27 protein-coding genes are annotated in these 25470 nt (G+C 67.7%); 24 read left to right on the top strand and 3 right to left on the bottom strand.

The genetic code is table 11. The annotated features are described in order from the left end of the window. Nucleotides 1-17: 17 nt before the first annotated feature. Nucleotides 18-1205, top strand: coding sequence for a GGDEF domain-containing protein (locus HV793_RS12380; protein ID WP_054456737.1), 1188 nt, complete (start codon nt 18-20; stop codon nt 1203-1205). Here HV793_RS12380 and smpB read toward each other — a convergent pair whose 3' ends face one another. Beyond that, nucleotides 1206-1679 carry an SsrA-binding protein SmpB gene (smpB, locus tag HV793_RS12385; RefSeq protein WP_054456738.1) on the bottom strand — a complete coding sequence of 158 codons (474 nt, stop codon included), beginning with the start codon at nt 1677-1679 and terminating at the stop codon, nt 1206-1208. It lies immediately after the preceding gene. A 104-nt stretch (nt 1680-1783) separates the two neighbouring features. Between smpB and HV793_RS12390 the strand changes: the two genes are divergently transcribed. From HV793_RS12390 to HV793_RS12420, 7 genes are all read left to right on the top strand, one after another. Next, nucleotides 1784-2218: a type II toxin-antitoxin system RatA family toxin gene (locus HV793_RS12390; RefSeq protein ID WP_042793335.1), complete on the top strand. Its 435-nt coding sequence runs from the start codon at nt 1784-1786 to the stop codon at nt 2216-2218. Further along, the gene (locus tag HV793_RS12395; protein WP_175213246.1) at nt 2208-2552 is read left to right on the top strand and encodes an RnfH family protein; all 345 of its coding nucleotides are present in this window, start codon (nt 2208-2210) and stop codon (nt 2550-2552) included. The genes HV793_RS12390 and HV793_RS12395 overlap by 11 nt, the downstream gene beginning before the upstream one ends. Before the next feature lie 195 nt (nt 2553-2747). Then, nucleotides 2748-3902, top strand: coding sequence for an acyl-CoA dehydrogenase family protein (locus HV793_RS12400; RefSeq protein ID WP_054456740.1), 1155 nt, complete (start codon nt 2748-2750; stop codon nt 3900-3902). After that, nucleotides 3899-5074, top strand: coding sequence for an enoyl-CoA hydratase/isomerase family protein (locus HV793_RS12405; protein WP_054456741.1), 1176 nt, complete (start codon nt 3899-3901; stop codon nt 5072-5074). Before HV793_RS12400 ends, HV793_RS12405 begins: the two co-directional genes overlap by 4 nt. A gap of 100 nt (nt 5075-5174) precedes the next feature. After that, nucleotides 5175-6065 (top strand): 3-hydroxyisobutyrate dehydrogenase, encoded by an 891-nt coding sequence (gene mmsB, locus HV793_RS12410; RefSeq protein ID WP_054456742.1) that lies wholly within the window; start codon nt 5175-5177, stop codon nt 6063-6065. A gap of 1 nt (nt 6066) precedes the next feature. After that, nucleotides 6067-6504 carry a PaaI family thioesterase gene (locus HV793_RS12415; protein WP_175213247.1) on the top strand — a complete coding sequence of 146 codons (438 nt, stop codon included), beginning with the start codon at nt 6067-6069 and terminating at the stop codon, nt 6502-6504. A 73-nt stretch (nt 6505-6577) separates the two neighbouring features. Next, nucleotides 6578-7267 (top strand): VIT1/CCC1 transporter family protein, encoded by a 690-nt coding sequence (locus HV793_RS12420; RefSeq protein ID WP_175213248.1) that lies wholly within the window; start codon nt 6578-6580, stop codon nt 7265-7267. A 63-nt stretch (nt 7268-7330) separates the two neighbouring features. Here the strand turns inward: HV793_RS12420 and ygfZ are convergent, their stop codons facing one another. Then, nucleotides 7331-8329, bottom strand: coding sequence for a CAF17-like 4Fe-4S cluster assembly/insertion protein YgfZ (ygfZ, locus tag HV793_RS12425; protein ID WP_175213249.1), 999 nt, complete (start codon nt 8327-8329; stop codon nt 7331-7333). Between the two features lie 152 nt (nt 8330-8481). On the opposite strand from ygfZ, the gene mltG reads away from it, so the two are divergent. The 5 genes from mltG to HV793_RS12450 all read left to right on the top strand — a co-directional run bounded on the left by mltG (nt 8482) and on the right by HV793_RS12450 (nt 13139). Further along, nucleotides 8482-9651 (top strand): endolytic transglycosylase MltG, encoded by a 1170-nt coding sequence (mltG, locus tag HV793_RS12430; protein WP_054456746.1) that lies wholly within the window; start codon nt 8482-8484, stop codon nt 9649-9651. Beyond that, nucleotides 9648-10271, top strand: coding sequence for a dTMP kinase (tmk, locus tag HV793_RS12435; RefSeq protein WP_054456747.1), 624 nt, complete (start codon nt 9648-9650; stop codon nt 10269-10271). The genes mltG and tmk overlap by 4 nt, the downstream gene beginning before the upstream one ends. After that, nucleotides 10268-11359, top strand: coding sequence for a DNA polymerase III subunit delta' (holB, locus tag HV793_RS12440; protein ID WP_175213250.1), 1092 nt, complete (start codon nt 10268-10270; stop codon nt 11357-11359). Before tmk ends, holB begins: the two co-directional genes overlap by 4 nt. A 68-nt stretch (nt 11360-11427) precedes the next feature. Beyond that, the gene (locus HV793_RS12445; RefSeq protein WP_054456749.1) at nt 11428-12198 is read left to right on the top strand and encodes a TatD family hydrolase; all 771 of its coding nucleotides are present in this window, start codon (nt 11428-11430) and stop codon (nt 12196-12198) included. A gap of 38 nt (nt 12199-12236) precedes the next feature. Then, nucleotides 12237-13139 carry an ankyrin repeat domain-containing protein gene (locus HV793_RS12450; RefSeq protein WP_175213251.1) on the top strand — a complete coding sequence of 301 codons (903 nt, stop codon included), beginning with the start codon at nt 12237-12239 and terminating at the stop codon, nt 13137-13139. Between the two features lie 44 nt (nt 13140-13183). Here HV793_RS12450 and HV793_RS12455 read toward each other — a convergent pair whose 3' ends face one another. After that, nucleotides 13184-13882: a GntR family transcriptional regulator gene (locus HV793_RS12455; protein ID WP_054456751.1), complete on the bottom strand. Its 699-nt coding sequence runs from the start codon at nt 13880-13882 to the stop codon at nt 13184-13186. Nucleotides 13883-14046: 164 nt separating this feature from the next. Here HV793_RS12455 and gabT point away from each other — a divergent pair, with 164 nt between their 5' ends. The 11 genes from gabT to HV793_RS12510 all read left to right on the top strand — a co-directional run bounded on the left by gabT (nt 14047) and on the right by HV793_RS12510 (nt 25426). Further along, nucleotides 14047-15405 carry a 4-aminobutyrate--2-oxoglutarate transaminase gene (gene gabT / locus HV793_RS12460; RefSeq protein WP_175213252.1) on the top strand — a complete coding sequence of 453 codons (1359 nt, stop codon included), beginning with the start codon at nt 14047-14049 and terminating at the stop codon, nt 15403-15405. A 10-nt stretch (nt 15406-15415) separates the two neighbouring features. Continuing rightward, nucleotides 15416-16396: an aminopeptidase gene (locus HV793_RS12465; RefSeq protein ID WP_175180816.1), complete on the top strand. Its 981-nt coding sequence runs from the start codon at nt 15416-15418 to the stop codon at nt 16394-16396. Then, on the top strand, nt 16393-17166 hold the full coding sequence (locus tag HV793_RS12470; RefSeq protein ID WP_175213253.1) for an enoyl-CoA hydratase/isomerase family protein: 774 nt from the start codon (nt 16393-16395) through the stop codon (nt 17164-17166). Before HV793_RS12465 ends, HV793_RS12470 begins: the two co-directional genes overlap by 4 nt. Nucleotides 17167-17195: 29 nt before the next feature. Further along, nucleotides 17196-18395: a CaiB/BaiF CoA transferase family protein gene (locus HV793_RS12475; protein ID WP_175162942.1), complete on the top strand. Its 1200-nt coding sequence runs from the start codon at nt 17196-17198 to the stop codon at nt 18393-18395. Between the two features lie 119 nt (nt 18396-18514). Continuing rightward, nucleotides 18515-19750 carry an ABC transporter substrate-binding protein gene (locus tag HV793_RS12480; RefSeq protein ID WP_225588714.1) on the top strand — a complete coding sequence of 412 codons (1236 nt, stop codon included), beginning with the start codon at nt 18515-18517 and terminating at the stop codon, nt 19748-19750. 27 nt (nt 19751-19777) lie between these two features. Further along, entirely contained in the window at nt 19778-20653 is an 876-nt protein-coding gene (locus HV793_RS12485; protein WP_054456757.1) for a branched-chain amino acid ABC transporter permease, read from the top strand. Between the two features lie 4 nt (nt 20654-20657). Next, the gene (locus HV793_RS12490; protein ID WP_088140207.1) at nt 20658-21560 is read left to right on the top strand and encodes a branched-chain amino acid ABC transporter permease; all 903 of its coding nucleotides are present in this window, start codon (nt 20658-20660) and stop codon (nt 21558-21560) included. After that, the gene (locus HV793_RS12495; protein WP_054456759.1) at nt 21557-22318 is read left to right on the top strand and encodes an ABC transporter ATP-binding protein; all 762 of its coding nucleotides are present in this window, start codon (nt 21557-21559) and stop codon (nt 22316-22318) included. The genes HV793_RS12490 and HV793_RS12495 overlap by 4 nt, the downstream gene beginning before the upstream one ends. Beyond that, the gene (locus HV793_RS12500) at nt 22315-23061 is read left to right on the top strand and encodes an ABC transporter ATP-binding protein (RefSeq protein WP_175213254.1); all 747 of its coding nucleotides are present in this window, start codon (nt 22315-22317) and stop codon (nt 23059-23061) included. The genes HV793_RS12495 and HV793_RS12500 overlap by 4 nt, the downstream gene beginning before the upstream one ends. An 81-nt stretch (nt 23062-23142) precedes the next feature. Beyond that, complete coding sequence (locus tag HV793_RS12505) at nt 23143-24495, top strand: amidase (protein ID WP_175213255.1); 1353 nt, start codon at nt 23143-23145, stop codon at nt 24493-24495. Between the two features lie 184 nt (nt 24496-24679). After that, entirely contained in the window at nt 24680-25426 is a 747-nt protein-coding gene (locus HV793_RS12510; RefSeq protein WP_054456762.1) for an IclR family transcriptional regulator, read from the top strand. Nucleotides 25427-25470: the final 44 nt, after the last annotated feature.

The following is a 25470-nucleotide window of genomic DNA, read 5'->3' on the forward strand; positions in this document are numbered from 1 at the left end:
CCTGGCGGCGCCTGACGATGATCGCTCCCGTTAACTTGCTTTTGATAGCAGCATTGGCGGGAGTGCTTGCGCTGTGCGTGCTGGGGTCGCTGGCCCGCAGCGGCATGGCGGGCATCAAGGAGGCGATACGCGCCAACCTGCTGACGCTGGCGGCTTTCGGGCTTTACGCCTTCCAGGTTACCGAGGCGCCGCTGTGGGTGTCGGTGATGGCGGCGAACACCGCCGTTGCCCTGGCGCTTTGCGCCTACTACACGGGATTGCGCCGGCTGGTCGGCCTGACCGTGCCCAAGCGTCTCATGGCGCTGGCTTCCTGTACGGCGCTGCTGGCGCTGGCGTACTACACCTATATCGATCCCCAGGTCGGGCCGCGCATGGTGGTCATGTCCTGGCTGATGTTCGGGTTCATGGTGGCCATTGCCATGACGGTCAAGCGCGGCATGCCGATGAACCGGTCGCGCTACAGCTACCATTTCGTGCGCGTGGTGGCCCTGATCTCCGCGCTGGTGTGCGCAACGCGGGCCGTCGTCTACATGTTCGACATCGCCATCGCGCAGGCCCTGCTGCTGCCCACGGCATGGAACGTCGCGTTCATGACGCTGGGCGTGCTGACGATGCCATGCCTGACCCTGGGCACCATCATGATCATCCACGACCGCATGCTGGCCGACCGCGAACAGGAGGCCAGCACCGACTTCCTGACGGGCCTGATGTCGCGCAAGGCGTGGTGGCTGCAGGCCGAGCGCTATTGCGCCCAGGCGCTGCGCACGCGGCGGCCGCTGACGCTGCTGTTGCTGGATATCGACTATTTCAAGCGCATCAACGATACCCATGGCCACGCGGCCGGGGATGCGGTGCTGCGCCATTTCGGCCTGCTGGCGACCGCCACGCTGCGCACTGGCGACCACGTCGGGCGCGTCGGCGGCGAGGAGTTCGCGGTGCTGTTTCCGGACATGCGCAGCGATGCAGTGATGGATGTGGCGGAGCGGCTGCTGGATTCGGTGCGGCGCACGCCCTGTGCGCACGGCGGCAGCACCATTTCCTATACGTTCAGCGCCGGAGTCGCGGACTGGATGCCCGGAGAGAGCCTGCAGGCGTTTTTCGAGCGGGCCGACCGCAAGCTGTATGCGTCCAAGTCGGCCGGGCGCAACCGCATCACGGGACCGGGGCAGGAGGCCGAGCGCCAGACGCTGCCCGAGGCCGCCTGATCAGTCGTCCTTGCCCTTGCGCGGGGCGCGGGTGTCGTGCTTCATCATGCGCTCTTTCTCGCGCTGCCAGTCTTTCTCGCGCGCGGTGTCGCGCTTGTCGAACAGCTTCTTGCCGCGGCCCAGCGCGAAGTCCAGCTTGATGCGCCCGTTCTTGTAGTGCAGGTTGAGCGGCACCAGCGTGTAGCCGCGTTGCTCGACCTTGCCGATGAGCTTGCTGATTTCCTCGGCCTTGAGCAGCAGCTTGCGCGTGCGCATGGCGTCGGGGTGGATATGGGTGGAGGCCGTGGGCAGGGGGCTGACGTGCATGCCCAGCAGGTAGAGCTCGCCGTCGCGCACGATGACGTAGCTTTCCTTGAGCTGCACGCGGCCATCGCGGATCGCCTTGACTTCCCAGCCTTGCAGCACCAGGCCGGCCTCGTAGCGGTCTTCGATGAAATAGTCGTGCGTGGCCTTGCGATTGTCGATAATGCTCATAAAGCCCTTGTGCCTGGGTGCCGCGGGCCCGCGCTAGGCGTATTTTGGCCCCAGGTCGTGTTGTGCCGGTAAAATCGTGCCATTCTAGCCATTTGCGATAGTCGATGCACAAAGTACAACGATCCGTCCTGGTGCCTTACAGCGCCGCCCAGATGTTCGATCTGGTCGCCGACGTGGAGAAGTACCCCGAGTTCATGCCCTGGTGCGGCGGCGCCGAGGTGCAGACCCGCGACGAGCACGGCATGCAGGCCTCCATCCTGATCAGCTTCGCGGGCATGAAGCAGCGCTTCACCACCCGCAACACCCATGCCTATCCCGACCGGATCGACCTGGAACTGGTCGACGGCCCGTTCTCCAGCCTGGTCGGGCACTGGGAGTTCCAGCCGCTGGCCGAGGACGCCTGCAAGGTCCTGTTCACCATGGAGTACGCGTTTTCCAACCGCGCGCTGGAAATGGTGGTGGGCCCGGTGTTCAACCGCATCGCCACCAGCTTCATCGATTCCTTCACCAAGCGCGCGCAGGCCAAGTATGGCGAATGAGCCGTTCGCGGCGCAGATCGGCGTCAGCGTCTGTTATGCCCTGCCGGGCCATGTCTGGCTGCGTGAATTGCGCCTGCCCGACGGCGCCACGGTGGCCGACGCGCTCGCGGCCAGCGGCTTTGCCCAGGCTTTTCCGGTGGTGCAGCCCTGGAGCCGGGGCGTGGGTATTTTCGGACGCGCCACCGAGCCGCAGGCCAGGCTGGCCGATGGCGACCGGGTGGAAATCTACCGCGGCCTGAGTTTCGATCCCAAGGAATCGCGGCGCCGCCGCGCCGAACACCGCCGCGCCAAGACGGCCAAGAACGGCAGGGTGCGCCCGGCCGGGCTGCTGTAGGGAAGCGCTCCGAGGGGTGGCGCGCCGCCCCGCACAATGTCGCAAATAGGACAAATTCCTTTGCCGCTTCCGGCGTAACATAGGCACCGTCACGCATTTACGTTTACGTCAACGTCATGTCAAAATCGACGAGCTGGCGTTCACGAGACGGCAGCAACGCCAACAGACAATACTCAGTACAACAGGAGACAGGCTGTGGACTTGGAACTGACCGACGAGCAACGCGCTTTTGCGCAGGCGGCGCGCGACTACGCCGAGGGCGAACTGGCGCCCAACGCGGCGCGCTGGGACGCCGAAGGCATCTTCCCGCGCGAGGCCTTCGCCCGTGCGGGCGAAATGGGTTTTTGCGCCATCTATGCCAGCGAGGACATCGGCGGGCTGGGCCTGCCGCGCCTGGATGCCACCCTGGTGTTCGAGGAAATGGCGGCGGTCGACCCGTCGACCACGGCCTTTCTCACGATCCACAACATGGCCACCTGGATGGTCGGCAAGTGGGGCCAGCCCGCGCTGCGCGAAGCCTGGGGGCCGTTGCTGGCCAGCGGCCAGAAGTTGGCGTCCTATTGCCTGACCGAGCCGGGCGCCGGTTCGGACGCCGCATCGCTGTCGACCCGGGCGCAGCGCCAGGGTGATGACTACATCGTCAACGGCGCCAAGGCCTTCATTTCGGGCGGTGGCGACACAGACCTGCTGGTGGTCATGGCGCGCACCGGCGGCGAGGGCGCGGGCGGCATCAGCGCGTTCGCCATTCCGGCCGACAGCGAGGGCATAGGCTACGGCCGCAAGGAAGAGAAGATGGGCTGGAACAGCCAGTCCACGCGCCCCATCACCTTCGAGAACGTGCGCGTGCCGGCGGCCAACATGCTGGGCCAGGAGGGCGAGGGCTTCAAGATCGCCATGAAGGGCCTGGACGGCGGACGCATCAACATCGGCACCTGCTCGGTCGGCGCGGCGCAAGGCGCGCTCGATGCCGCCCGGCGCTACATGGACGAACGGCGGCAGTTCAACCGCCGCCTGGCCGAGTTCCAGGCGCTGCAATTCAAGCTGGCCGACATGGCGACGCACCTGGTGGCGGCGCGCCAGATGGTGCGCCTGGCGGCCTGCAAGCTGGATGCGGGGGCGCCGGACGCGGCGACCTACTGCGCCATGGCCAAGCGCTTCGCCACCGACATGGGTTTCCAGATCTGCCTGGACGCGCAACAGATCCACGGCGGCTACGGATACCTGCGGGACTATCCCTTGGAGCGTCTGGTGCGCGATACTCGCGTTCATCAGATTCTGGAGGGGACCAACGAGATCATGCGCGTGATCATCGCCCGCCAATTGTTGGAAAAAGGAGCCGACATAAGATGAATGCACCGGTGCTGTTCGAAGAAAAAACCGCTGCCAATGGAGTACGGTTCGGGATCGCGACGCTGAATTCGCCGCAGACCCTGAACGGCCTGTCGCTGGAAATGGTGGACCTGCTGGCCGAACGGCTGGACGCCTGGGCCCGCGATCCCGGCGTGGCCCTGGTGGTCCTGCAGGGTGCGGGCGACAAGGCCTTCTGCGCGGGCGGAGACCTGCATGGCCTGTACCGCAGCATGACGGAAAACGCCGGCAAGCCGGGCTGGAACAACGCCTACGCGCGCCGCTTCTTCGAGCACGAGTACCGGCTGGACTACCGCATCCACACCTATCCCAAGCCGGTGCTGTGCTGGGGCCATGGCATCGTCATGGGCGGCGGCATCGGCCTGATGATGGGCGCCAGCCACCGCGTGGTCAGCGAGACCTCGCGCCTGGCGATGCCGGAGGTCACGATCGGCCTGTTTCCGGACGTGGGCGGCAGCTGGCTGCTGAACCGCATGTCAGGCAGGATCGGACTGTTCCTGGCCTTGACCGGCGCGCAGCTGGGTACGTCGGACGCTTTCTTCGCGGGCCTGGCGGACTTCCGCCTGGATCACGCGGATTGGCCCAAGCTGCTGGCTTCGCTGGAAGAGCAGCCCTGGGCCGGCCAGGCGGCCGGCGCGGCGGAGGATGCCATTCCTCCGCGCGCGATCAACGACGGCCTGCTGCGCCGCGCCCTGACGGCGCTGGAGCCCAAGACGCCGCTGGCGCCGGGCAACTTGCGGCAGCACTCGTTCCTGATCAACAGCCTGTGCAGCGGCAATCGCCTGGACGACATCTACGAAGAACTGGCCGCGCTGAAGGACCACGAGGATCCGTGGCTGGCGCGCGCGGCGCAGACGATGCTGGCCGGCTCGCCTGGATCGGTGCGCCTGTCGTTCGCGCTGCAGCAGCGGCTGCGCCTGCGCTCGCTGGACGACGTTTTCCGTGCCGAGTACATCGCGGCGCTGGCCTGCACCGCCCATGGCGATTTCGCCGAGGGCATCCGCGCCTTGCTGATCGACAAGGACAAGAAGCCGCGCTGGAATCCCGCCGTCATCGACATGGCGACCGACGCCTGGGTGCAGAAATTCTTTGACGAACCCTGGCCCGAGGGCGAGCCCCACCCGTTGGCGGACCTGGGCCAGGAAGGCCGCTAGGCGCCGGCGGGCGGCGGACCGGCCGCCGCCCGCCGGCGCGGCAACGCTAGTACCACGATGGTTTCACACCTATAGCAATAGCAACAGGAGACAAGACATCATGAGCAGCATCGCGTTTATCGGTTTGGGCAATATGGGCGCGCCCATGGCATTGAATCTGGTCAAGGCCGGACATAGCGTGACGGTTTTCGATCTGGTGCCGGCAGCGGTGAAGACCCTGACGGACGCCGGCGCCCGCGCCGCCGCGTCCGCTTCGGAAGCCGTCAAGGGCGCCGAGGTGGTGGTTTCGATGCTGCCCGCCAGCAAGCACGTCGAAGGGCTGTACCTGGGCGAGGACCTGCTGGGCAAGATCCCGTCCAGCGCGCTGGTCATCGAATGCAGCACCATCGCGCCGGACTCGGCGCGCAAGGTGGCGCAGGCGGCCGAGGTGCGCGGCATCGCCATGATCGACGCGCCGGTGTCCGGCGGCACGGGTGGCGCGGCCGCCGGCACGCTGACCTTCATCGTCGGCGGCCAGGCCGCGGCGCTGGAGCGCGCCCGTCCGGTGCTGGAAAAAATGGGCAAGAACATTTTCCACGCAGGCCCGGCCGGCGCCGGCCAGGTGGCCAAGATCTGCAACAACATGCTGTTGGGCATCCTGATGGCGGGCACCTCCGAAGCCCTGGCCCTGGGCGTGGCCAACGGGCTGGATCCCAAGGTGCTGTCGGACATCATCGCCAAGAGCTCCGGGCGCAACTGGGCCACGGAACTCTACAACCCCTGGCCCGGCGTGATGGAGCACGCGCCGGCCTCCAAGGGTTACGCCGGCGGCTTCGGCGTGGACCTGATGCTCAAGGACCTGGGCCTGGCGGCCGAGGCCGCCCTGTCGGCGCGCGCCTCGATCCCGCTGGGCGAGCTGGCGCGCAACCTGTATTCGCTGCATAGCTCCGGCGGTTCGGGCAAGCTGGACTTCTCCAGCATCGTCAACCTGGTCAAGCGCGAGCAGGACTGACATGGCGTCATCGCAAACGCCGCTGGACCCGGCCGCCAGGGTCCAGGAGAGCTTCGCCCGGCAAAGCATCATGACATTGCTGGGTGCGCAACTGGACGTGGTCGAGCCGGGCAGGGTGGACATCGTGCTGCCTTACCGAGCCGACCTGTGCCAGCAGAACGGCTTTCTGCACGCCGGCATTTCCACGACCATCGCCGACAGCGCCGGCGGCTATGCCGCCTACACGCTGTTTGGGCCTGGCGAGGACGTGCTGACCTCGGAGTTCAAGATGAACTTCCTGGCGCCCGCCAAGGGTAGCCGCTACGTGGCCAGCGGCCGCGTGGTCAAGCCGGGCAAGCGCCTGTCCGTCTGCCAGGTCGAGGTGCATGCGTACGACGGCGAGCAAGCCACGCTTTGCGTGATAGGCTTGCTTACCGCGGTGCGCGTGACGCCGCGCTGAATCCCGCGCGTGGCGGGTCCTGCGCAAGCCGGACCCGCCACGCGTTCATCGCGCGGCGCATGGGTTTCTGGCAATGCCTTCAAAAGAACATCATCGGATTTTCCGCAGCAACTGGCTGCGCGCGGCCGTCCTGGGCGCCAACGACGGGATCGTGTCCACCGCCAGCCTTATTACCGGCGTGGCGGCGGCCCAGGTCACGCATGACGCCATCCTGACCTCGGGCGTGGCCGGACTGGTGGCGGGGGCGCTGTCGATGGCGGCGGGCGAATACGTGTCGGTGCGGTCGCAGGCCGATACCGAGGCCGCCGACCTGCGCATGGAGCAGCGCTCGCTCAAGCGCAATTCCGGCGAGGAACTGGCCGAACTGATCGACATCTACGTGGCGCGCGGCCTGACCCGCGACCTGGCCGAGCAGGTGGCACGGCAATTGACCAGCCACGATGCGCTGGACGCGCATGCCCGCGACGAGCTGGGTATCTCCATCCATAACCGCGCCCGTCCGGTGCAGGCCGCGGTGGCGTCCGCGGCCTCGTTTGCGGGCGGCGCGGCCTTGCCGCTGGCCGTGGCGGCGACAGCGCCTTTGCCGCAATTGATTGTGTGGGTCATCGGCGCATCGGTCGCCTGTCTGGCCGGCCTGGGCGCTCTGGCTGCGGGCGCAGGCGGCGCGCCCAAGGGGCCGGCCGCGTTGCGGGTGACGATCCTGGGCGGCCTGGCGATGGCGGTGACGGCGGGGGTGGGCGCGCTGTTCGGCGTGGTGGTGTAAGGGCCGGCTTGGGAGCGTCCGGCCCGGCGCAACCGCGCCGGCTCAGGCGCGGCGGCCTTTGGTTTACGGCGTGATGGAGTAGGGCAGCGCAGCGGCCGCAATGCGCGGACCGTCCACGGCGCCCAGCCGCAGGTCGCCTTCCGGCAAGGCTGCCAGCGTGGTTTCGAACAGCACCGAGACAGCGCCTTGCGCGCCGGCCGCGTCCACGATCCGTCCGGTAGGTTCGCCGGGCTGGCTGGCGTCATAGACATCCATGCCGGCCAGCGCCTGGCCTTGGACGGCGGCGTCGGCAATGGTGCCGTATGCCATGCGCCGCTTGACCGTGCCGCGGTAGTGGCTGCGCGCCACCACTTCCTGGCCCGGATAACAACCTTTGGTGAAACTGACGCCCTGGATCAGGTCCAGATTGACCGTTTGCGGGATGAAGACGTCCTGCGTGGCCGCAGTGATCCACGGGATGCCTGCGGCCAGGTCGGCGGCGTGCCATTGCGCGGCCGGCGCCAGGCCCAGCGCGCCTGCCAGCGCGGCGGACTGTTCCAGTTGTTCGTCGGACGCGATCCACCACCAGCGCAGGCGCGCGTCGGCGGACGGCGCGGCGATCCAGGTGCCGGACGGCAGGTCGGCGCGCTGCCAGGGTTCGCGCGGCAGCGCGCCGGCGGCGGCTTCCAGCGCGGCCACGTCCGTGGCCGAAGCCGTCACGCCCGCCACATGCAGCGGCGTGGCGGCGAGCTTGGCCTTGGCGCGCAGCACGAACATCGACAGGCGCTTGAGCAGCGCCTGCGCCAGATCCTGGCGCACCAGGCCATAGAGCTGGGGCGCGTCGTCCGCGCCGGGGGCGGCGCGCCACATCACCAGGGTGGCCAGCAGGCGGCCCTTGGCGGTGCAGTAGCCGGCCAGGCGGGCGGCGTCCCGGGGCAGGCCGGTGACGTCCTGCGTGAGCTGGCCGTGCAGGAAGCCGAGGGCGTCCGCGCCGGATGCGGAAAAGACCAGGAAGTCGTCCAGCGGCGCAATTTGCGCGCAACCTTCCGCGCGGGCGGGAATCGAAGAATGGAAAGCGTGCATGGAGGCGGTGTTATCGCGTCATCAAAGTGCTGATGATAGCCGTGTTCCCCTCCGGGCTGGGCCATGTCCCCGCGGCGCGCAGGGCCGCGCGCTACGTTCCGCCCCCCTTTAGCCGCAACAGGTCCGCGCGATCAATTAAACTTCCGACACTTATGAAGAAGCGACTCTTTTTTTTCGTCCTGTGGTTTTTCCTGTTGATCGCGCTGGCTGCCGCCGCAGCCGTGGGCGGCGCCTGGTATTGGGCGCACAAGCCCATGCAGCTGAAGGCCGACAGGATAGATTTCGTGGTGGATCCGGGCAGCAGCCCGCGCACGGTGGCGCGGGTGCTCAACGATGCCGGCGTGCCGGTCTGGGAGCCTGGCTTCATCTGGATGGCGCGCTTGTCCGAGCTCGACAAGCAGATGAAGGCGGGCGGCTACCAGGCCATCAACGGCGACTCGCCCTGGAAGTTGCTGGAACGCCTGGCGCGCGGCGACATGACGCAGCGGCAGATCACCTTCCTGGAGGGCTGGACCTACCGCCAGATCCGCCAGGCGCTGCGCGCGAATCCCGACGTCAAGCAGACGCTGGGCGAAACCACCGATGAAGAACTGATGGAACGCCTGGGCTCGGAAATCAAGCAGCCGGAAGGGCTGTTCTTCCCGGACACCTATATCTTCACGCCCGGCAGCACCGATTACGACCTGCTGCGCCGCGCCTACCAGGAAGGCCAGCGCATCCTGCAGGACACCTGGGCCAAGCGCCAGCCGGACCTGCCGGTGACCACGCCCTACGAGGCCCTGGTGCTCGCATCGATCGTTGAAAAGGAAACCGGCCATGGGCCGGATCGCCGCCGCGTGGCCGGCGTATTCACCAACCGGCTCAAGATCGGCATGCTGCTGCAGACCGATCCCACCGTGATCTACGGCATGGGCGACGCCTACCAGGGTCGCATCCGCAAGCGCGACCTGCAGACCGACACGCCCTGGAACACCTATACGCGTCCGGGCCTGCCGCCCACGCCGATCGCGGCGCCTGGCCGCGCGGCGCTGTTGGCCGCGGTGCAGCCGGAGCAGCACAAGTTCCTCTTTTTCGTTTCCCGCGGCAACGGCACCAGCGAGTTCTCGGTCAACCTGAACGAGCACAACCGCAACGTTTCCCGCTATATCCTGGGCCAGGGCCAAAGCCAGAATGCCGCGCCCGGCCCGGCTTCGAGCCGCGGCGCAGCGACTGGCAACCAGGCCAACGGCACGCCCGCAGCCGCGCCCAGCGCCAGCCCGGCGCCGGACGCCGCGCCCGAGCCGGATCAGGGACAGGCACAAGTACAAGGACAAGACCAATGACCACGCGCGGACGCTTTATCACGCTGGAAGGCGTGGACGGCGCGGGCAAGAGCACGCACACCGTCTGGATCGCCGATTTCCTGCGCGCGCAGGGGCTGGACGTGGTATCCACCCGCGAACCCGGCGGCACGCCCTTGGGCGAGAAGTTGCGCGCCTTGCTGCTGACCGACCCCATGGGGCTGGACACCGAGACGCTCCTGATGTTCGCCGCACGCTGCGAACATCTGCACCAGGTCATCGAACCCGCGCTGGCGCGCGGCGCCTGGGTGGTCTGCGACCGCTACACCGATGCCACCTATGCCTACCAGGGCGGCGGGCGCGGCCTGGGCGCGGCGCGCGTGGCCGCGCTGGAAGCCTGGATGCAGGCGGGCCAGCCCGACCGCACCTGGCTCTTCGACGTGCCGCTGGAAGTGGCGCGCGCCCGGTTGGCCGACGCGCGCGAGCCGGACCGCTTCGAGCGCGAGGGCGCGGCCTTTTTCGAACGCACCCGCGAGGCCTACCACGCCCGCGCCGAGGCTGATCCGAAGCGCATCCGCATTGTCGATTCCACCCAATCCATTGCCCAGATCCGCACCGGCCTGGAGGCGGGACTGCGTGAATTGCTGGGGCAGGCGGCATGAACGCGACCCGCGCCGCCAAAGATGAGGACGCCACGGCTTCCAACGCGCCGCAGTTCCTGCCCTGGCAGGCCGAGACGGCGCGCAACTGGCTGGGCAACCGCGACCGCTTCGCCCACGCCTGGCTGATCCATGGGTTGGCCGGCATCGGCAAGCTGGACTTCGCGGTCGCCGCGGCGGCCAGCCTGCTGTGCGAAACCCCGGACAACGGCCTGGCCTGCGGCCGTTGCGCCGCCTGTGCCTGGTTCGCCAGCGGCAATCATCCCGACTTGCGCCGCATCCGGCCCGAAGCCGTGGCGGTGGAAGAGGGGGCGGACGCCGCCGAACCCTCGGAAGACGCCGAACCTGCCACGGGCGCAGCCAAGCGCGCGCCGTCCAAGGAAATACGCATAGACCAGATCCGCTCCCTGGAGTCCTGGTTCAACACCGCCACGCACCGCGGCGGCTGGCGCGTGGCGCTGCTGTACCCGGCCCATGCGCTGAACGTGGTGTCGTCCAACGCCTTGCTCAAGGTGCTGGAAGAACCGCCGCCGCACACGGTGTTCCTGCTGGTCGCGGACGCGCCGGACCGCCTTTTGCCCACGCTGGTGTCGCGTTGCCGCCGCCTGCCGCTGCCGGCACCCGACCCGGACACCGCGCTGCAATGGCTGCGCGAGCAGAACGTGGAACCCGCCCGCGAATGGCTGGCTGCGGCCGGCGGCGCGCCGCTGGCGGCATTGAGGCTGGCCCAGTCGAACGAATCCGCTTGCCCGCCCTGGCTGACCCAGCTGGTCGGGCCGCTGTCCAAGGGCCAGTCGCCCGACGTGGGCACGCTGGCCGAGGCCCTGGAAAAGGTGGCGGCCACTGAGTGGATCGACGCCTTGCAGCGCCTGTACACCGACCTGATGCTGGCCAGCGCGGGGGCGCCGTCGCGCTACTTCCCGGCCCTGGGCAGCGCGGTCGCGCAGGTTGCCGAGCGCATGAATCCGGCCAAGGTGGCCGAGGCCGCGCGCTGGCTGACGCGCCAGCGCGCGCTGGCCACCCATCCCTTGAACGCCAAGCTCTTCGCCCACTCGACCTTGCAGCGCGTGGTGCTATCCTGCCTGGCGTAAGCCTTTGATCCGGCGGCGTTTCGTCCGGCAAAGGACGCTTCGCCGCGGCACTTGTATCCAGACTCATCATGTACGTCGATTCCCACTGCCATTTGAACTTCCCGGAGCTGGCCGCCGACCTGCCGGCCATACTTGACCGGATGGCCGCCAACCAGGTCACGCACGCGCTGGTCGTCAGCGTCAACATGCCGGAATGGCCGGGCCTGATGTCGCTGGTCGAACCGCAGGCCAATCTGTGGGCCTCGGTCGGCGTGCATCCCGATTACGAAGACACTCCGGATCCCACGCCCGAAGAGCTGGCGCGCCTGTCCGAGCATCCCAAGGTCGTGGCCATCGGCGAGACCGGGCTGGACTACTACCGCCTGTCCGAACCGCTGGACTGGCAGCGCGAGCGTTTTCGCCGCCACATCCGCGCCGCCCGCGACACGGGCCTGCCCCTGATCGTGCACACGCGCTCGTCCGCCGAGGACACCGTGCGCATGCTGCGGGAAGAGCGCGCGGCCGAGGTCGGCGGCGTGATGCATTGCTTTACCGAAAATTGGGAAGTGGCACAGGCTGCGCTGGACCAGAACTTCTATATTTCCCTGTCCGGCATCGTGACCTTCAAGAATGCGCAGATCGTGCATGAAGTGGCCGCCAAGGTGCCGCTGGACCGCTTGCTGATCGAAACCGATTCGCCGTATCTGGCGCCGGTGCCGTACCGCGGCAAGCTGAACGATCCGTCCAAGGTGATCCACGTGGCGGAGAAGATCGCGGATCTCAGGGGCATACCCGTGGCCGAAGTGGCGCGTGCATCAACCGAAAATTTCTTCCGTCTTTTCAATAAGATAAAGAAATAATCTAATCTAATTTATTTAAAGTGATTTATAGGAAATCCATGGCTGCCCGCAACGCTTCCGTCCAGAACGCCTTCTTGTCGTGTTGCCGTGGAGCGCTGCTGGCGCTGGCCGTGGGCATGGCGGTTCCCGCTGCGGCGCAGGCCGCCAATCCCGGCGATTGGTGGGTCTACGTCGCCAATGACTACCCGGACGACATCAAGGAACTGCTGGCGCGCGGCGAAGATCCCAACGTGCGCTACAAGAATGGCCAGCCCGCGCTGATGCGCGCGGTGGTGGACGGCGCCTGGAAGGTGTTCGACGTAATCGCCGCCGACAAGCGCACCGACGTCAACGCCGAGAACCCGGCGGGCGAGACGCCGCTGATGTACCTGGCCATCGCCGGCCAGACCGAACGCGCCAAGAAGCTGATCGCGCGCGGCGCCCAGGTCAACCGCCTGGGCTGGACGCCGCTGCATTACGCGGCCTCGAAGGGCCAGCTGGAAATGGCGCGCCTGCTGCTGGCGCACAAGGCCATGGTCAACGCGCCCGCGCCCAATGGCGAAACGCCGCTGATGATGGCGGCGCTGTCGGGCCGCAAGCCCATGGTGGACCTGCTGCTCAAGGCGGGGGCGGACGTGGGGTCGCGCGATACCAAGGGCCAGACCCCGGCCGATTGGGCCAGGACGGGCAAGTCCACGGCAGTGGCGGCGGAACTGGACAAGCTGATCGCGCAACAAGAAGAAACCCGCCGCAAGCTGCGGGCGGCGCGGCCGGCCGAAGAAGGCGCCGAGGCGGCGGGGACGACAACGGGCGCGGCAGCGGGCGCGCCGGCCAGTGCGGAGCAGGGCGCGGCAGCCGCGCAGGCTCCCGCCGCAGAAAAGAAAGCCCCGGCCGCGTCTTCCGCGGTCCAGGGCGTTTCGGGCGTGAAGCTCAATAACTACGACGAGCCCGCCGCGCCCTGAGGCGCGGGCTTGCCCAAGGCCGGCCCGCAAGGGGCCGGCCCGATTCAGATCACGTAGTTCTTGTAGCGCTCGATGTAGTCGCGGGCGCTGCCGTTCAATTCGCGCACGCAGCGCTCGGCCTCGTCGCCGTCGCCGCGCACCATGGCGTCCAGCAGGGCGCGGTATTGCTTGATCCCCATCTCTGAGCGGCCCGGCAGCAGGGCCACGCGGCGCATCGACACGCGGGTGCGGTCGTAGATGCGCTCGATCATGTCGCTCAGCACCGGATTGCGCGCCAGTTCCTTGATGTGGTTGCGGAACTGCTCGATCGTGGCCACGTGCGCCTCGATGTCGCCGCTTTTCAGGCTTTGTTCGAAGGGCTCGCCCAGCAGGGCCTGCATCGCTTCCCAGTCGGCGGGCGTGGCGTTGGCCATGGCCAGCCGCACCGCCAGTCCGTCCAGGGCTTCGCGCACCTGATACAGGCGATAAGTGGTTTCCATGTCGACCAGGGCCACCACGGCGCCCTTGTTGGGCACCCGTTCCACCAGCGCGCGGTCTTCCAGCGTCGCCAGCACTTCGCGCGCCTTGGCGCGCGGGATGTCATAGGCCTGCGCCAGGTCTTCTTCCGGCACGCGGGTGCCGGGCAGCAAGGCCTGCGACGCAATGCGTTCCCGCATATCCAGTATGACTTCGTGGGTGGAGGCCGCCTTGCGTGTTTCGGGGGCGGCGGCGTCAGCAGAGGCAGTCGCGCGTTTAGTGGGCATGTAGGCACCTGGGTTGAGTGGGGCAAAGCATATCACAATTTGAACGCAAGATTGTGCACAATTTAGAATGCGTAGTTGTAAATCAGCATTGACACAATAAAACGCACAAGAATATAGTGGCTTCACTTCGTCGCCGTACCCACTCATCCAAGGAGCCCTGGGCAATGAAAGACGCCGCGCAGTCCCCTCAACTTCCCGGCCCGCAGTGCCAGGCGTATCTGGCCCGGCGCAATGCCGCGGTCGCGCTGGGCGTGGCCAATGGCCCTCCGGTGTTCGCGGCCGCTGCCCGCGGCGCCACGCTGACCGACCTGGACGGCAACGCGTACATCGATTTCGCCGGCGGCATCGGCACCCTGAACGTGGGACATGCGCACCCCGAGGTGGTGGCCGCCGTCCAGGCGCAGGCGGCGCGCTACCTGCACACCTGCTTCAACATCGTCATGTATCCGGAATACATCGAGCTGGCCGAGACGCTGGTCGGCCTGGTCCCGGGATCCTGGCCCAAGAAGGCCATGCTGCAGACGACTGGCGCCGAGGCCGTCGAAAACGCCATCAAGGTGGCGCGCCGCGCCACCGGCCGGCAGGCGGTGGTGGCCTTCGAGAACGCCTTCCATGGCCGCACCTACATGGCGCTGTCCCTGACCGCCAAGGCGCCCGCCTACAAGACCGGCTTCGGTCCCTTCGCATCCGAGGTCTATCGCGCGCCGTTCCCGGTGCGCTACCGCTCGGGGCTGACCGAAGCCGAATGCGCCGAGGCCGCCTTCAATGAATTCCGCCGCCTGGTCGAAACCGAGGTCACGCCGGAGCAGGTCGCCGCGGTGATCATCGAGCCGGTGCAGGGCGAGGGCGGTTTCCATGCCGCGCCGCCCGCCTTCCTGCAGGCGCTGCGCGCCTACTGCACCCAACACGGCATCGTGCTGATCGCCGACGAGATCCAGTCTGGTTTCTGCCGCACCGGTGAATGGTTCGCCACCCAGCATGCCGGCATCGAGGCCGACCTTTACACCCTGGCCAAGTCCATGGGCGGGGGGCTGCCGATAGCGGCGCTGGTGGGGCGCGCCGACCTGATGGACGCGCCCGCCGTGGGAGGCCTGGGCGGCACCTATGGCGGCAACCCGCTGGCGTGCGCCGCGGCGCTCGCCACCATTGCCGTCATGCGGCGCGAAGACTACGCGGCGCGAGCCAGCGACCTGGGCAGCCGGGTGCGCACACGCTTTGCGGACTGGGCCGGCCAGTACGGCATCGTCGGCGACGTGCGTGGCCTGGGCGCCATGGTGGCGTTCGAAGTCGTGCGCGGCGCGGGCGACGACAGTCCCGCTGGCGACCTGGCGGCCCACATCGTGCAGGCCGCCTACCAGGGCGGGCTGGTGCTGGTGAAGGCGGGCTTTTACGGCAACGTGATCCGCTTCCTGGCGCCGCTTTCCATTACCGACGAGGAACTGGCCCGCGGCCTGGACATCCTCGGACGCGCGGTGGCCGACGCCCAGCGTATCGCCGACGCCCGCGCGTCGCAAGCGGCTTGAGGAGCGCGCCATGCATACATTGTTGAAACTGAAGAACGCGCGCAAGGTGGTCAGCCAGCTGGGCGCGGCCAAGCCGGGCATGGAAGTGCTGGTGCTGTATGACCTGCATACCCACCATAACGTGGAGCCCCTGGCCATTGCGGTGGACGAGGCGGGCGCCGGCCTGCATCTGCTGCAGATCGCCGGCTCCGCGCGCCACGGCCGGCAGTTGTCGCCGGTGGTGGCCCAGGCCATGCAGGCGGCCGACCTGGTCATCGCGCTGACCCGCGCCAATGCCGCGCACACCGATGCGCGCCAGCAGGCCACGCGCGCCGGGGTCGGCGTGATCGTGCTGCCCGAATCACACCTGCCCGATTTCTTTCTGGCCGAAGGCTGGGACTGCGATTTCGATGCGTTGCGCCCGCAGATCCAGGGGCTGGCCGACGCGCTGACCCGCGCCGACACCGCCCGCGTCACCAGCGAACTCGGCACCGACGTGACCATGAGCATCGCCGGCCGCCGCGGCCGCGCGCTGCACGGCTTTGCCAACACCACCGACATTTCGGCGGGCTATTGCCTGGAGTCCAGCCTGGCGCCCGTGGAAGGCACGGCCGAAGGCGTGATCGTGGTCAACGCCAGCATCCCCGGCGTCTCGCTGATCCGCGACGAACCCGTGCGCATCCATATGGAAAAGGGCATGGCGGTGGCGATCGAGGGCGGCGCGGTGGCGCGCCAGTTCCGCGATCTGCTGGCCAGCTTCAACGATCCGCTGGTCTACAACCTGGGCGAGCTGGGCGTAGGCATGAACCCGCGCTGCCAGCTGGACGGCACCATGCTGTCCGACGAATCGGTCTACGGCTCGATCCAGCTGGCGCTGGGCACCAGCGCCTACATTGGCGGCACCGTCAAGGCGGCGGCGCACTACGACACCATCGTCACCGACGCCACGCTGGAACTGGACGGCAGGGTGGTGCTCAAGGGCACCGAACTGCGCCTGGAGGGCGCGGCATGAGCATAGACCTGAGCCGCGACGCCGACGGCGTGGCCACCGTGCTGATGAACCGCCCGGAAAAGCGCAACGCGTTCACGCTGGACATGTACCGGGAATTCGGCCGGGTCATGCGCGAACTCGACGCCGACGACGACGTGCGCTGCGTGGTGCTGCGCGGCGCGGGCGGGGCCTTCTGTGCCGGCAGCGACATCGGCGGCTTCGAGGAAGACCGCGACGGCGCCGCGCAAGCGGCCGAATACGCGCTCTTCACCCTGTCCATGACCGACACGCTCAAGCACCTGCGCCATCCGACCGTGGCCTGCATCGAAGGCGTGTGCGTGGGCGGCGGGCTGGAGCTGGCCGCCCTGTGCGACATCCGCATCGGCGGGCGCAACAGCCGCTACGGCATCCCGGTGAATCGCATCGGGCTGACCGTGGACCATCAGGAACTGACCGACCTGATCCGCGTGGTGGGCGCTGCGCGCGTGCTGGAAATCCTGCTGGAAGGAAACATCTTCGGCGCCGAAGAGGCCATGTCCAAGGGGCTGCTGACCCGCGTGGTGGATGACGAACGCGTGGCGGAACAGACCTACGCGACCGCCCGCCGCATCGCCGCGGCGGCGCCGCTGGTCAACCGCTGGCACAAGCGCTTCGTGAGCCAGCTGCGCGAAGGACGCGCATTGACTCCGGACGAACGCAGCGAAGCCTACGAATGCTTCGGCACCGAGGACTACCGGCGCGGCCGCGAAGCCTTCGCCGCCAAGCGCATTCCTGAATTCATCGGCCGCTGATCCGGCCACCGACCCAAGACGGACCGCATATGACTCAAGCTGCATCCCCCCTTGCCGGCATCAAGATCCTGGATCTTTCGCAGATCATGGCCGGGCCGTACTGCACCATGGTGCTGGCCGACCTGGGCGCCGAGGTCATCAAGGTCGAGAAGACCGGCGCCGGCGACGACTCCCGTGAAATGGGCCCCTATGTGAACGGCGAATCCACCTGTTTCGCCCAGATCAACCGCAACAAGCAGGGCGTGGCGCTGAACCTGAAGGACCCCGAGGCCCGCGAGGTGCTGTACGAGCTGGCGCGCTGGGCCGACGTGGTGGTGGAGAACTACCGCGTGGGCGTGACCAAGTCGCTGGGCGTGGACTACGAAACGCTGTCGCGCATCAATCCGCGCCTGGTGTATTGCTCCATCTCCGGCTACGGCCATTCCGGACCCTACGCGGGCAAGGGCGGCTTCGACCTGGTGGCCCAGGGCATGAGCGGCATCATGAGCATGACGGGCGAACCCGGCGGGCGGCCCTTGAAATCGGGCATCGCCATTTATGACGTGGGGGCGGGCCTGACCGCGGTCTACGCCATCCTGGCCGCCTGCATCCACCAGATGAAGACGGGCGAGGGCCAGCACATCGACATCGCGCTGGCCGAGTGCGGACTGCCCTGGTTCGTCTGGGAAGCCGCCGCCTATTTTGCCGACGGCACGGTGCCGGAAGGCACCGGCAGCCGGCACCGCGTGTCGGCGCCATATCAGGCGTTCAACACGCGCCAGGGCTACATCATGATAGGCGCGGCCAACCAGCGCACCTGGGAACGCCTGTGCGCGGATGTGCTGGAACGGCCTGAACTGATCACCGATCCGCGCTTCATTACCAACTCCGACCGGCTGACCCACATTGCCGAGCTGGAACCCATATTGGAAGCGGAGTTTGCGCGCGCCGACGCGGCCGAATGGATCGAGCGCTGCGAACGGGCGTCCGTGCCCTGCGGCCCGATCAACGATTTCGGCCAGGCCATGCAGGACCCGCATTACCTGGCGCGCGGCATGGTGCAGGAACTGGACCATCCCGCGCTGGGCAAGATGAAGACCATCGGCATTCCGACCAAGTTTTCCAAAACGCCAGGCGCCTTGCGCACGGCGGCGCCGCTGATGGGCCAGCACACCGACGAGGTGCTGCGCCGCTTTGGCGTGGCGGAAGACAGCATTGCAGGCATGCGCGCCCGAGGAGTCATCGCGTAGCAGGCAAACCGCAGCAGGCAGTATCGAAGTCGCATCCAAGCTACAAGGGGACGCCGGCGTTTTCGACGCCGGCGGCTATTCGAAGTTGAACAAAGATGTTCACGCCGCAAGGAACCTTCATGACACAGCCCATCCATCTCTCCCGCCGCGGCTTTATCGCGGCCAGCGCCGCGCTGGCCGCCTGCGCCGCCGCGCCCTCCCTGGTCCGGGCGCAGTCGGCCCAGCCGTTCCGCCTGGGGGCGCTCAATTCCATCACCGGCGTCGGCGGCCCCTACGGGCCGGCCATGCTGGAAGCCATCAAGATCGCCATCGACGAGGTCAACGCCGCCGGCGGCGCCGCCGGCCGCAAGATCCAGCTCTACGCCGAAGACGACCAGACCAAGCCCGACGCCGCCGTGCTGGCCGTGAAGAAGCTGATCGAGATCAACAAGGTCGAGGCGGTGGTCGGCATCTGGCCGTCGTCGGTGGGCCTGGCCGCCATGCCCATCACCAATGCCGCGGGCCTCATCACCATGAACACCTGCGGAGCGCCGGAAATGCTGACCGAGAACAAGCAGGGGCTGGCCTGGATGTTCCAGGCGTCCAACGCCGTGTTCGGCCGCGCCTTTGCGGAAGTGGCGCGCCAGCGCGGCTTCAAGCGGCCGGCGGTCATGGCTTTCAATAACTCCACCTTCGTGGGGCAGGCCAACTACTTTCGTGATGCCTGGCAGGAGAAGGGCGGCAAGGTCAGCGCCTTCACCATCTACGAACCCAACCAGACCACCTACCGCACCGAGCTGACCAAGGTGCTGGCCTCCAAGCCCGACGTGATCTCGCTGAGCGCTTACCGGCCCGACGCCACCATCATCCTGAAGGAGTGGTTCCAGACCGGCCAGGACTGCAAGTTCATCATGCCCGGCTGGACCGCCAACGAAGACCTGGTGAAGGCGCTGGGCAAGGAAGCCACCGAGGGCATCATCTCGATCTCCAACGTCGCGGCCCACGAGCACCAGGCGTACAAGACCTTCGCCGCCGAATTCCGCAAGCGCACCAAGCGCGAGCCGGACATCTTTGCTTCGCAGTCCTACGACATGGTGATCACGCTGGCGCTGGCGATCGAGGCGGCGGGGGCCACCGCGGACGTGGCCGCCATCAACGGCAAGATCCGCGCCGTGACCGCGCAGGGCGGCGGTGAAAAGGTCAGCGGCTTTGCGCAAGGCCAAGCGCTGCTGCGCGCAGGCAAGCCGGTGGACTACGACGGCGCATCCTCGCGCCTGGACTTCGGCAAGCAGGGCGAGACCGTGCCGGACTTTGGCGTCTTCGACATCCGCGACGGCAAGCTGGTGCTCAATGAAGTCATCGCCGGCAAAGTCTGACGATAAAAACACTAGGGGAACACAAGTATGGATGCAATCACCGTCATCAACGCCGGGATCAACGGCGTTGTGATCGGGATGCTGCTGGCCTTGCCGGCACTGGCGATCACGCTGGTGTTCGGCATCGCCCGCTTTCCCAATGCCGCCAGCGGCGACTACATGACGTTGGGCGCCTACGCCGCCGTCTTCACGCAGGCGCTGGCCGGCGGCTCGATGCTGGCGGGCGGCCTGGCCGCCGTCGCCGGCACCACCCTGGTCAGCCTGTTCTTCTATGCCTGGGTGTTCCGGCCGCTGGAGTCGCGCTCCAACGTGTCGCGCCTGATCGCGTCCATCGGCGTGGCGTTCGCGCTGCGCAGCACGATCACCTTCTTCGCCGGGCAGGACCAGTACACCTTTGACCTGCCGCTTACGCGCGCCTGGAATTTCGGCGGCGTGCGCATTTTGCCTACCGATCTCTACATCGTCGGCACGGCGGTGGCGGCGCTGGCGCTGGTGTTCGCGCTGATGCACATGACGCCCACCGGGCGGCGCATGCGGGCGGTGGCCGACAACCCGGAGCTGGCCGCGGCCAGCGGCATACGCGGACGGCGCGTGATGATCACGCTGTGGAGCATCGCGGGCGCCTATTGCGGGCTGGGCGGCGTGCTGCTGGGCATCAAGGCAGTGGTGATCCCCGAACTGGGCTGGGAACTGTTGATGCCCATGTTCGCGGCCGTGATCCTGGGCGGCATCGGCAATCCGGTGGGCGCCATCGTCGGGATCATGGTGTTCAGCATTGCGCAGGAAATCGCCAGCCTCGTGGTGGGACCTGCCTACAAGATCGTGTTCGCCTTCGCGGTGCTGCTGTGCGTGCTGCTGCTGCGTCCCCAGGGCATCTTCGGCCGTCCGATGGCGGCGAGGTGAAATCATGGAAGCCTATCTGATTGCTATCGCCATCGGGATCCTGATCTACATGCTGCTGGCCTTCGGCCTGTCGCTGCATTACGGGTTCACCGGACTGATCAACTTCGGCCACGTCGGCTTCTTCGCCATCGGCGCCTATACCTCGGCCCTGCTGTCGCTCAAGGGCGTGCCCATCCCCATCTCCATGGCGGCGGCCGCGGCCTTCGCGGCGCTGGCCGCGTGGCCGCTGGGCATGATCGCCTTGCGGCTGGGCAGCGACTACCTTGCCATCGTGACGCTGGGCTTCTCGGAGTCGGTGCGCATGATGCTGCAGACCGAGGAATGGCTGACGCGCGGGATGCACGGCCTGCCAGGCATCCCGCGGCTGTTCGCGGGCTGGGCCTCGCCGCAGACGGTGGACCTGTGGATCATGCTGCTGCTTCTGGCGGTCAACGCCGGCGCGTTGTTCCTCATCCATCTGGTGATACGCAGCCCGTTTGGCCGCGTGATCGAGGCGGTGCGGGACAACGAAGTCGCGGTGCGGGCGCTGGGCAAGGACCCGGCCCGCTTCAAGACCCGTTCGCTGATGCTGGGCGCGGGCCTGGCCGGCCTGGCGGGCGCCTTCCAGGCGCACTACCTGACTTTCATCAGCCCCGAGCAGTTCGTGCCGCTGATCACCTTCTACATCTGGATCGCCATCATCCTGGGCGGAGTGGGGCGCTTGAGCGGCGTGGTGGCCGGCACGGTGCTGCTGGTCGGATTCCTGGAAGGTTCGCGCTTCGTGCGGGACTTCGTCGGCGGCATCTCGGAGGTGCAGATGGCCAGCGTGCGCATCGGCGTCATCGGCCTGGCGCTCATCTGCGTGGTGCTTTACCGGCCCCAGGGCATTTTCGGCAATGCTGCCGCTACCCGCAGGAGAAAGGCATGACGCTGCTTTGCATCAAAGGGCTGAGCGCCAGCTTCGGCGGCTTCAAGGCGCTGGACGACGTGTCGCTGGAAGTGCGCAAGGGTGAAATGGTGGGGGTGATAGGCACCAACGGCGCGGGCAAGAGCACGCTGTTCTCGGTGGTCACGGGCTACATCCCGCCCAGTTCCGGGTCCGTGCGCTTCGCGGACGAGGACATCACGGGCGTGGCCGTGCACCAGCGCGTGCGCCGGGGCCTGGCCCGCACCTTCCAGGTGCCGCGCGAGTTCAGCCAGCTGACGGTCTTCGACAACATGATGGCGGCGGCGCCGGACCAGCGCGGCGAAAAGCTGGCGGCGCTGGTGTTCGCCCGCCGTGAGGTGGCCCGCGAAGAGGCGCGCAACGCCGAGCGCGTGCATGAACTGCTGGCCTTCCTGAACCTGTCGCGGGTCGCGGACGAGCCCGCCGGGAAACTGTCGGGCGGCCAGAAGAAGCTGCTGGAGCTGGGACGGCTCTTGATGCTGGAGCCGCGCTGCATCCTGCTGGACGAGCCGTTCGCCGGCGTCAACCCGGTGCTGATCGAGGAGCTGTCGGCGCGCATCGTGGAACTCAACCAGCGCGGCCTGACCGTCGCCATCATCGAACACAACCTGGAAGAGCTGTCGCGCATCGTGCCGCGCATGTACGTCATGGACCGCGGCCGCGTCATCGCCGAAGGCACGCCCGACAGCGTCCTGGCCAATGAACAGGTGCGCGAAGCGTACATGGGGGGAGTGATATGAGCCAGCTCGTCATGCAAAGCCTGTCCGGCGGCTACGGCGAGGTCGATATCGTGTCCGGCATCGACATGCACGTGGCGCCGCGCGAGATCGTTACCATCGCCGGCACCAACGGCGCAGGCAAGTCCACGCTGGTCAAGGCGGTGATGGGCCTGTTGCCGCGCATCGCCGGCACCATGGCCTTTGACGGCCGCGACCTGCTCACGCTGCCGGTCGAGGAGCGCGTGCGCATCGGTATCTCCTATGTGCCGCAGGTGCGCAATGTGTTCGGCGCGCTGACCGTGCTGGAGAACCTGCAGGTGGTGGAACACGTGCAGGCGCGTGAAAAGCGCATTCGCGACATGTTCGAGCTGTTCCCGGCGCTGGCCGGGCGGCGCAAGACCCACGCCGAGAACCTGTCCGGCGGCGAACGCCAGCAACTGGCCTTCGCCCGGGCGCTGATGTCCTCGCCGCGCCTGATGGTGCTGGACGAACCGTCCGCCGCCTTGTCGCCGGCGCTGACCGAGCAGGTGTTCGCCGAAGTGCGGCGGTTGCCGCAGATCGGCGTGGGCGTGCTGATGGTGGAGCAGCGCGCGCGCCAGGCGCTGGCGTTCAGCGATCGCGGCTACATCCTGGATTCCGGCCGCATCGTGCTGACCGACACGGGGCAGGCGCTGCTGGCCAACCAGCATATGAGCGATCTGTACATAGGACGGGGCGGCCACGCGGGCGCGGACCGTCCGCCCGGCGGCAGCATCCCCGCTTGAAACCGCCAGAGCCATCCCGCCGGCAGCCGCCGTCGCGGATGGCAAATCCATATTTCCATATCCCTTTGCAGGAGCCGTATCTTGCCTACTTCCGAAACCATGGTTTCCCCGGCGTCCGTTGCGCGCCGCCCGGCGCCCGACGCCATCGCCGCCTTGACCGCCACCCAGGGCCTGGCCGCGCTGGAGCAGGGCACGCTGACCTGCGAAGCCTGGGCGCGCGCCTGCCTGGACCGCATCGAAGAGCGCAACGGCGGCGTCAAGGCCTGGGTCCGGGTGGACGCCGAGGGCGCGCTGGCCCGCGCCCGTGAATGGGACCGCCACGGCCGGCGGCGCGCGCTGGACGGCGTGCCGCTGGGCATCAAGGACACCATCGACACGGCGGCCATGCCCACCGAATTGGGCGACCCCGAGATCTTCCCCGGCCGCCAGCCCGAGGCCGACGCGCCCGTGGTGACGCAGGCGCATGAGCTGGGGTTCAACGTGCTGGGCAAGAACACCGTGTCGCGCCACGCCATCATGCTGCCGGGGCCTGCGCGTAATCCGCATGACCTGACCCGCACACCGGCCGCGTCCTCGGCCGGTTCGGCGGCGGCCGTTGCCGATTTCATGGCGCCGCTGTCCATCGGCACGCAGACGGCGGGTTCGATTCTGCGGCCCTCGGCGTTCTGCGGCGCGGTGGGCTTCAAGCCCACGCTGGACGCCATTCCCTACGTGGCGATCCGGCGCTATTCGCGGGTGCTGGACGTGATCGGACCGATCTCGCGTTCGGTCGACGACGCGGCCTTGTTCATGCGGGCGTTTACCGGCGATCCCCGGTTCGATCCGGCCTCCGCATTGCGCAGCGATTTCCGCCTGGGCGTTTGGCGGCCGAAGGACTGGGCCGACACCGAGCCCTGCATGCGCGAAAGCTTCGAGGCCAATCTGCGCGCCTTGTCGGCCGCAGGCGTCAAGGTCACGGAATTGGCCATGCCCGCGGCCTTCGACACCATGGGCGAGGCGCAGGACGTGATCATGGCCTACGACCTGGCGCGCGAGTATGCCGCCATCAAGCGCGATCATGCGGCGCTGTGCGATCCCGGGCTGATCGAGTACCTGACGATGGGCGAGGGCCTGTCCGCGGCCGAGTACGCGGGGGCGCTGGATGCCGCCGACGCATGCCGCCGGGCGTTCTACGACGTTGCGCGCGAAGTCGACGCAGTGGCCATGCCGTCCACGCTGGGCGAGGCGCCGCCGGCCAGCTCCACCGGCAGCTCCGCCTTCATCCGCATCTGGTCGCTGCTGCACAACCCGTCCATCACCTTGCCGGTGGCGCGCGGCCCCAATGGCCTGCCGCTGGGCTTCCAGATGGTCGGCTTCGTGAAGGAGGACGCGCGGCTGCTGTACTGGGCGCGTTGCGCCGAGCGCATCCTGGGGTCGACCGCGCACCAGCCCTGACCGGCCTCTGGCCGCGGCTTGCGCCGCCGTGCGCCGCCGGGGCGCGGCGGATGCTTTGGCGCCTTCGGGCGCTTTTTTTGCGTCTGGGCTCTGGGGTTTTCCCTATTAATTCTCAGTATTCGGGAATAAAAAGCAGGGTAAGAGCCATAAATTGATAATCTGCGCTCCGTTAGCTTGGAGCCAAATGTTGAAAGCGGATCTATCAGTCGGGGCAGGCGCGGATCGCGTGCTGTATGTGCTGGCCACCCTGGCCAGGCACGACGGCCCCCTCAGCATCGCCGCGCTGGCCGAGCAGACCGGCCTGGCGCAAAGCACCCTCTACCGCCAGGTGGCGCTGCTCAAGCGCTGGGGCTTCGTCGCCGAGCACGATGGCGAGTACGGTCCCGGCCCGCTGTGCGTGCAACTGGCCTGGGGCTTTGACCAATCCTCGTTCCTGATCCATGAAGCGCAGCCCGACATGGCCGCGCTGGCCGCCGCTTCTGGCGAAACCATAGGCTTGCTGGTGGCGGTCAAGGATCAGGCCGTGTGCCTGGACATGATCGAGAGCCAGCATCCGCTGCGCTGTTCCTTCACCAAGGGGCGCGGCCTGCCGCTGGCGCGCGGCGCCTCGGCCAAGTCGCTGCTGGCTTTCATGCCGCTTGCCCGACAGCAGGCCGCGTTGGCGTATCTGGCGGCCGAGGCCGACGTGGACGCCGGCCGGCTGGGCCACGAACTGGAAGCCATCCGCACCCAGGGCTATGCCGTCACCGACAGCGAAGTCGATGCCGGCGTCTGGGGCGTCAGCGTCCCCATTTTTCAACGCGCCAACCAGGCCGTGGCCTCGATCACGCTGATGGCGCCGTCGACCCGGGCCGCCCAGCGGCCCGAGGCATTGACCGAAATGACCGTGGCCGCGGCCCGGCGCATCTCGGCGAAGCTGCAAGCTCATTAAGACCGCCTTCTTCCATTCCACGCCGTACCCGTAGACACCCGACT

The sequence above is a fragment of the Achromobacter aegrifaciens genome, from assembly GCF_902859965.1.
Lineage (GTDB): Bacteria > Pseudomonadota > Gammaproteobacteria > Burkholderiales > Burkholderiaceae_B > Achromobacter > Achromobacter aegrifaciens.

Bases quoted from the DNA above. Each gene is read 5' to 3' on its own strand.
- HV793_RS12490 (WP_088140207.1), top strand. From the start codon at position 20,658: ATGGAAGCCTATCTGATTGCTATCGCCATCGGGATCCTGATCTACATG.
- HV793_RS12455 (WP_054456751.1), bottom strand. From the start codon at position 13,882: ATGCCCACTAAACGCGCGACTGCCTCTGCTGACGCCGCCGCCCCCGAA.
- HV793_RS12450 (WP_175213251.1), top strand. From the start codon at position 12,237: ATGGCTGCCCGCAACGCTTCCGTCCAGAACGCCTTCTTGTCGTGTTGC.
- HV793_RS12510 (WP_054456762.1), top strand. From the start codon at position 24,680: ATGTTGAAAGCGGATCTATCAGTCGGGGCAGGCGCGGATCGCGTGCTG.
- HV793_RS12495 (WP_054456759.1), top strand. From the start codon at position 21,557: ATGACGCTGCTTTGCATCAAAGGGCTGAGCGCCAGCTTCGGCGGCTTC.
- HV793_RS12485 (WP_054456757.1), top strand. From the start codon at position 19,778: ATGGATGCAATCACCGTCATCAACGCCGGGATCAACGGCGTTGTGATC.
- HV793_RS12475 (WP_175162942.1), top strand. From the start codon at position 17,196: ATGACTCAAGCTGCATCCCCCCTTGCCGGCATCAAGATCCTGGATCTT.
- HV793_RS12380 (WP_054456737.1), top strand. From the start codon at position 18: ATGATCGCTCCCGTTAACTTGCTTTTGATAGCAGCATTGGCGGGAGTG.
- ygfZ (WP_175213249.1), bottom strand. From the start codon at position 8,329: ATGCACGCTTTCCATTCTTCGATTCCCGCCCGCGCGGAAGGTTGCGCG.
- HV793_RS12395 (WP_175213246.1), top strand. From the start codon at position 2,208: ATGGCGAATGAGCCGTTCGCGGCGCAGATCGGCGTCAGCGTCTGTTAT.
- tmk (WP_054456747.1), top strand. From the start codon at position 9,648: ATGACCACGCGCGGACGCTTTATCACGCTGGAAGGCGTGGACGGCGCG.
- HV793_RS12390 (WP_042793335.1), top strand. From the start codon at position 1,784: ATGCACAAAGTACAACGATCCGTCCTGGTGCCTTACAGCGCCGCCCAG.
- HV793_RS12445 (WP_054456749.1), top strand. From the start codon at position 11,428: ATGTACGTCGATTCCCACTGCCATTTGAACTTCCCGGAGCTGGCCGCC.
- HV793_RS12470 (WP_175213253.1), top strand. From the start codon at position 16,393: ATGAGCATAGACCTGAGCCGCGACGCCGACGGCGTGGCCACCGTGCTG.
- HV793_RS12465 (WP_175180816.1), top strand. From the start codon at position 15,416: ATGCATACATTGTTGAAACTGAAGAACGCGCGCAAGGTGGTCAGCCAG.
- smpB (WP_054456738.1), bottom strand. From the start codon at position 1,679: ATGAGCATTATCGACAATCGCAAGGCCACGCACGACTATTTCATCGAA.
- holB (WP_175213250.1), top strand. From the start codon at position 10,268: ATGAACGCGACCCGCGCCGCCAAAGATGAGGACGCCACGGCTTCCAAC.
- HV793_RS12480 (WP_225588714.1), top strand. From the start codon at position 18,515: ATGACACAGCCCATCCATCTCTCCCGCCGCGGCTTTATCGCGGCCAGC.
- HV793_RS12415 (WP_175213247.1), top strand. From the start codon at position 6,067: ATGGCGTCATCGCAAACGCCGCTGGACCCGGCCGCCAGGGTCCAGGAG.
- HV793_RS12405 (WP_054456741.1), top strand. From the start codon at position 3,899: ATGAATGCACCGGTGCTGTTCGAAGAAAAAACCGCTGCCAATGGAGTA.
- mltG (WP_054456746.1), top strand. From the start codon at position 8,482: ATGAAGAAGCGACTCTTTTTTTTCGTCCTGTGGTTTTTCCTGTTGATC.
- mmsB (WP_054456742.1), top strand. From the start codon at position 5,175: ATGAGCAGCATCGCGTTTATCGGTTTGGGCAATATGGGCGCGCCCATG.
- HV793_RS12420 (WP_175213248.1), top strand. From the start codon at position 6,578: ATGCCTTCAAAAGAACATCATCGGATTTTCCGCAGCAACTGGCTGCGC.
- HV793_RS12500 (WP_175213254.1), top strand. From the start codon at position 22,315: ATGAGCCAGCTCGTCATGCAAAGCCTGTCCGGCGGCTACGGCGAGGTC.
- gabT (WP_175213252.1), top strand. From the start codon at position 14,047: ATGAAAGACGCCGCGCAGTCCCCTCAACTTCCCGGCCCGCAGTGCCAG.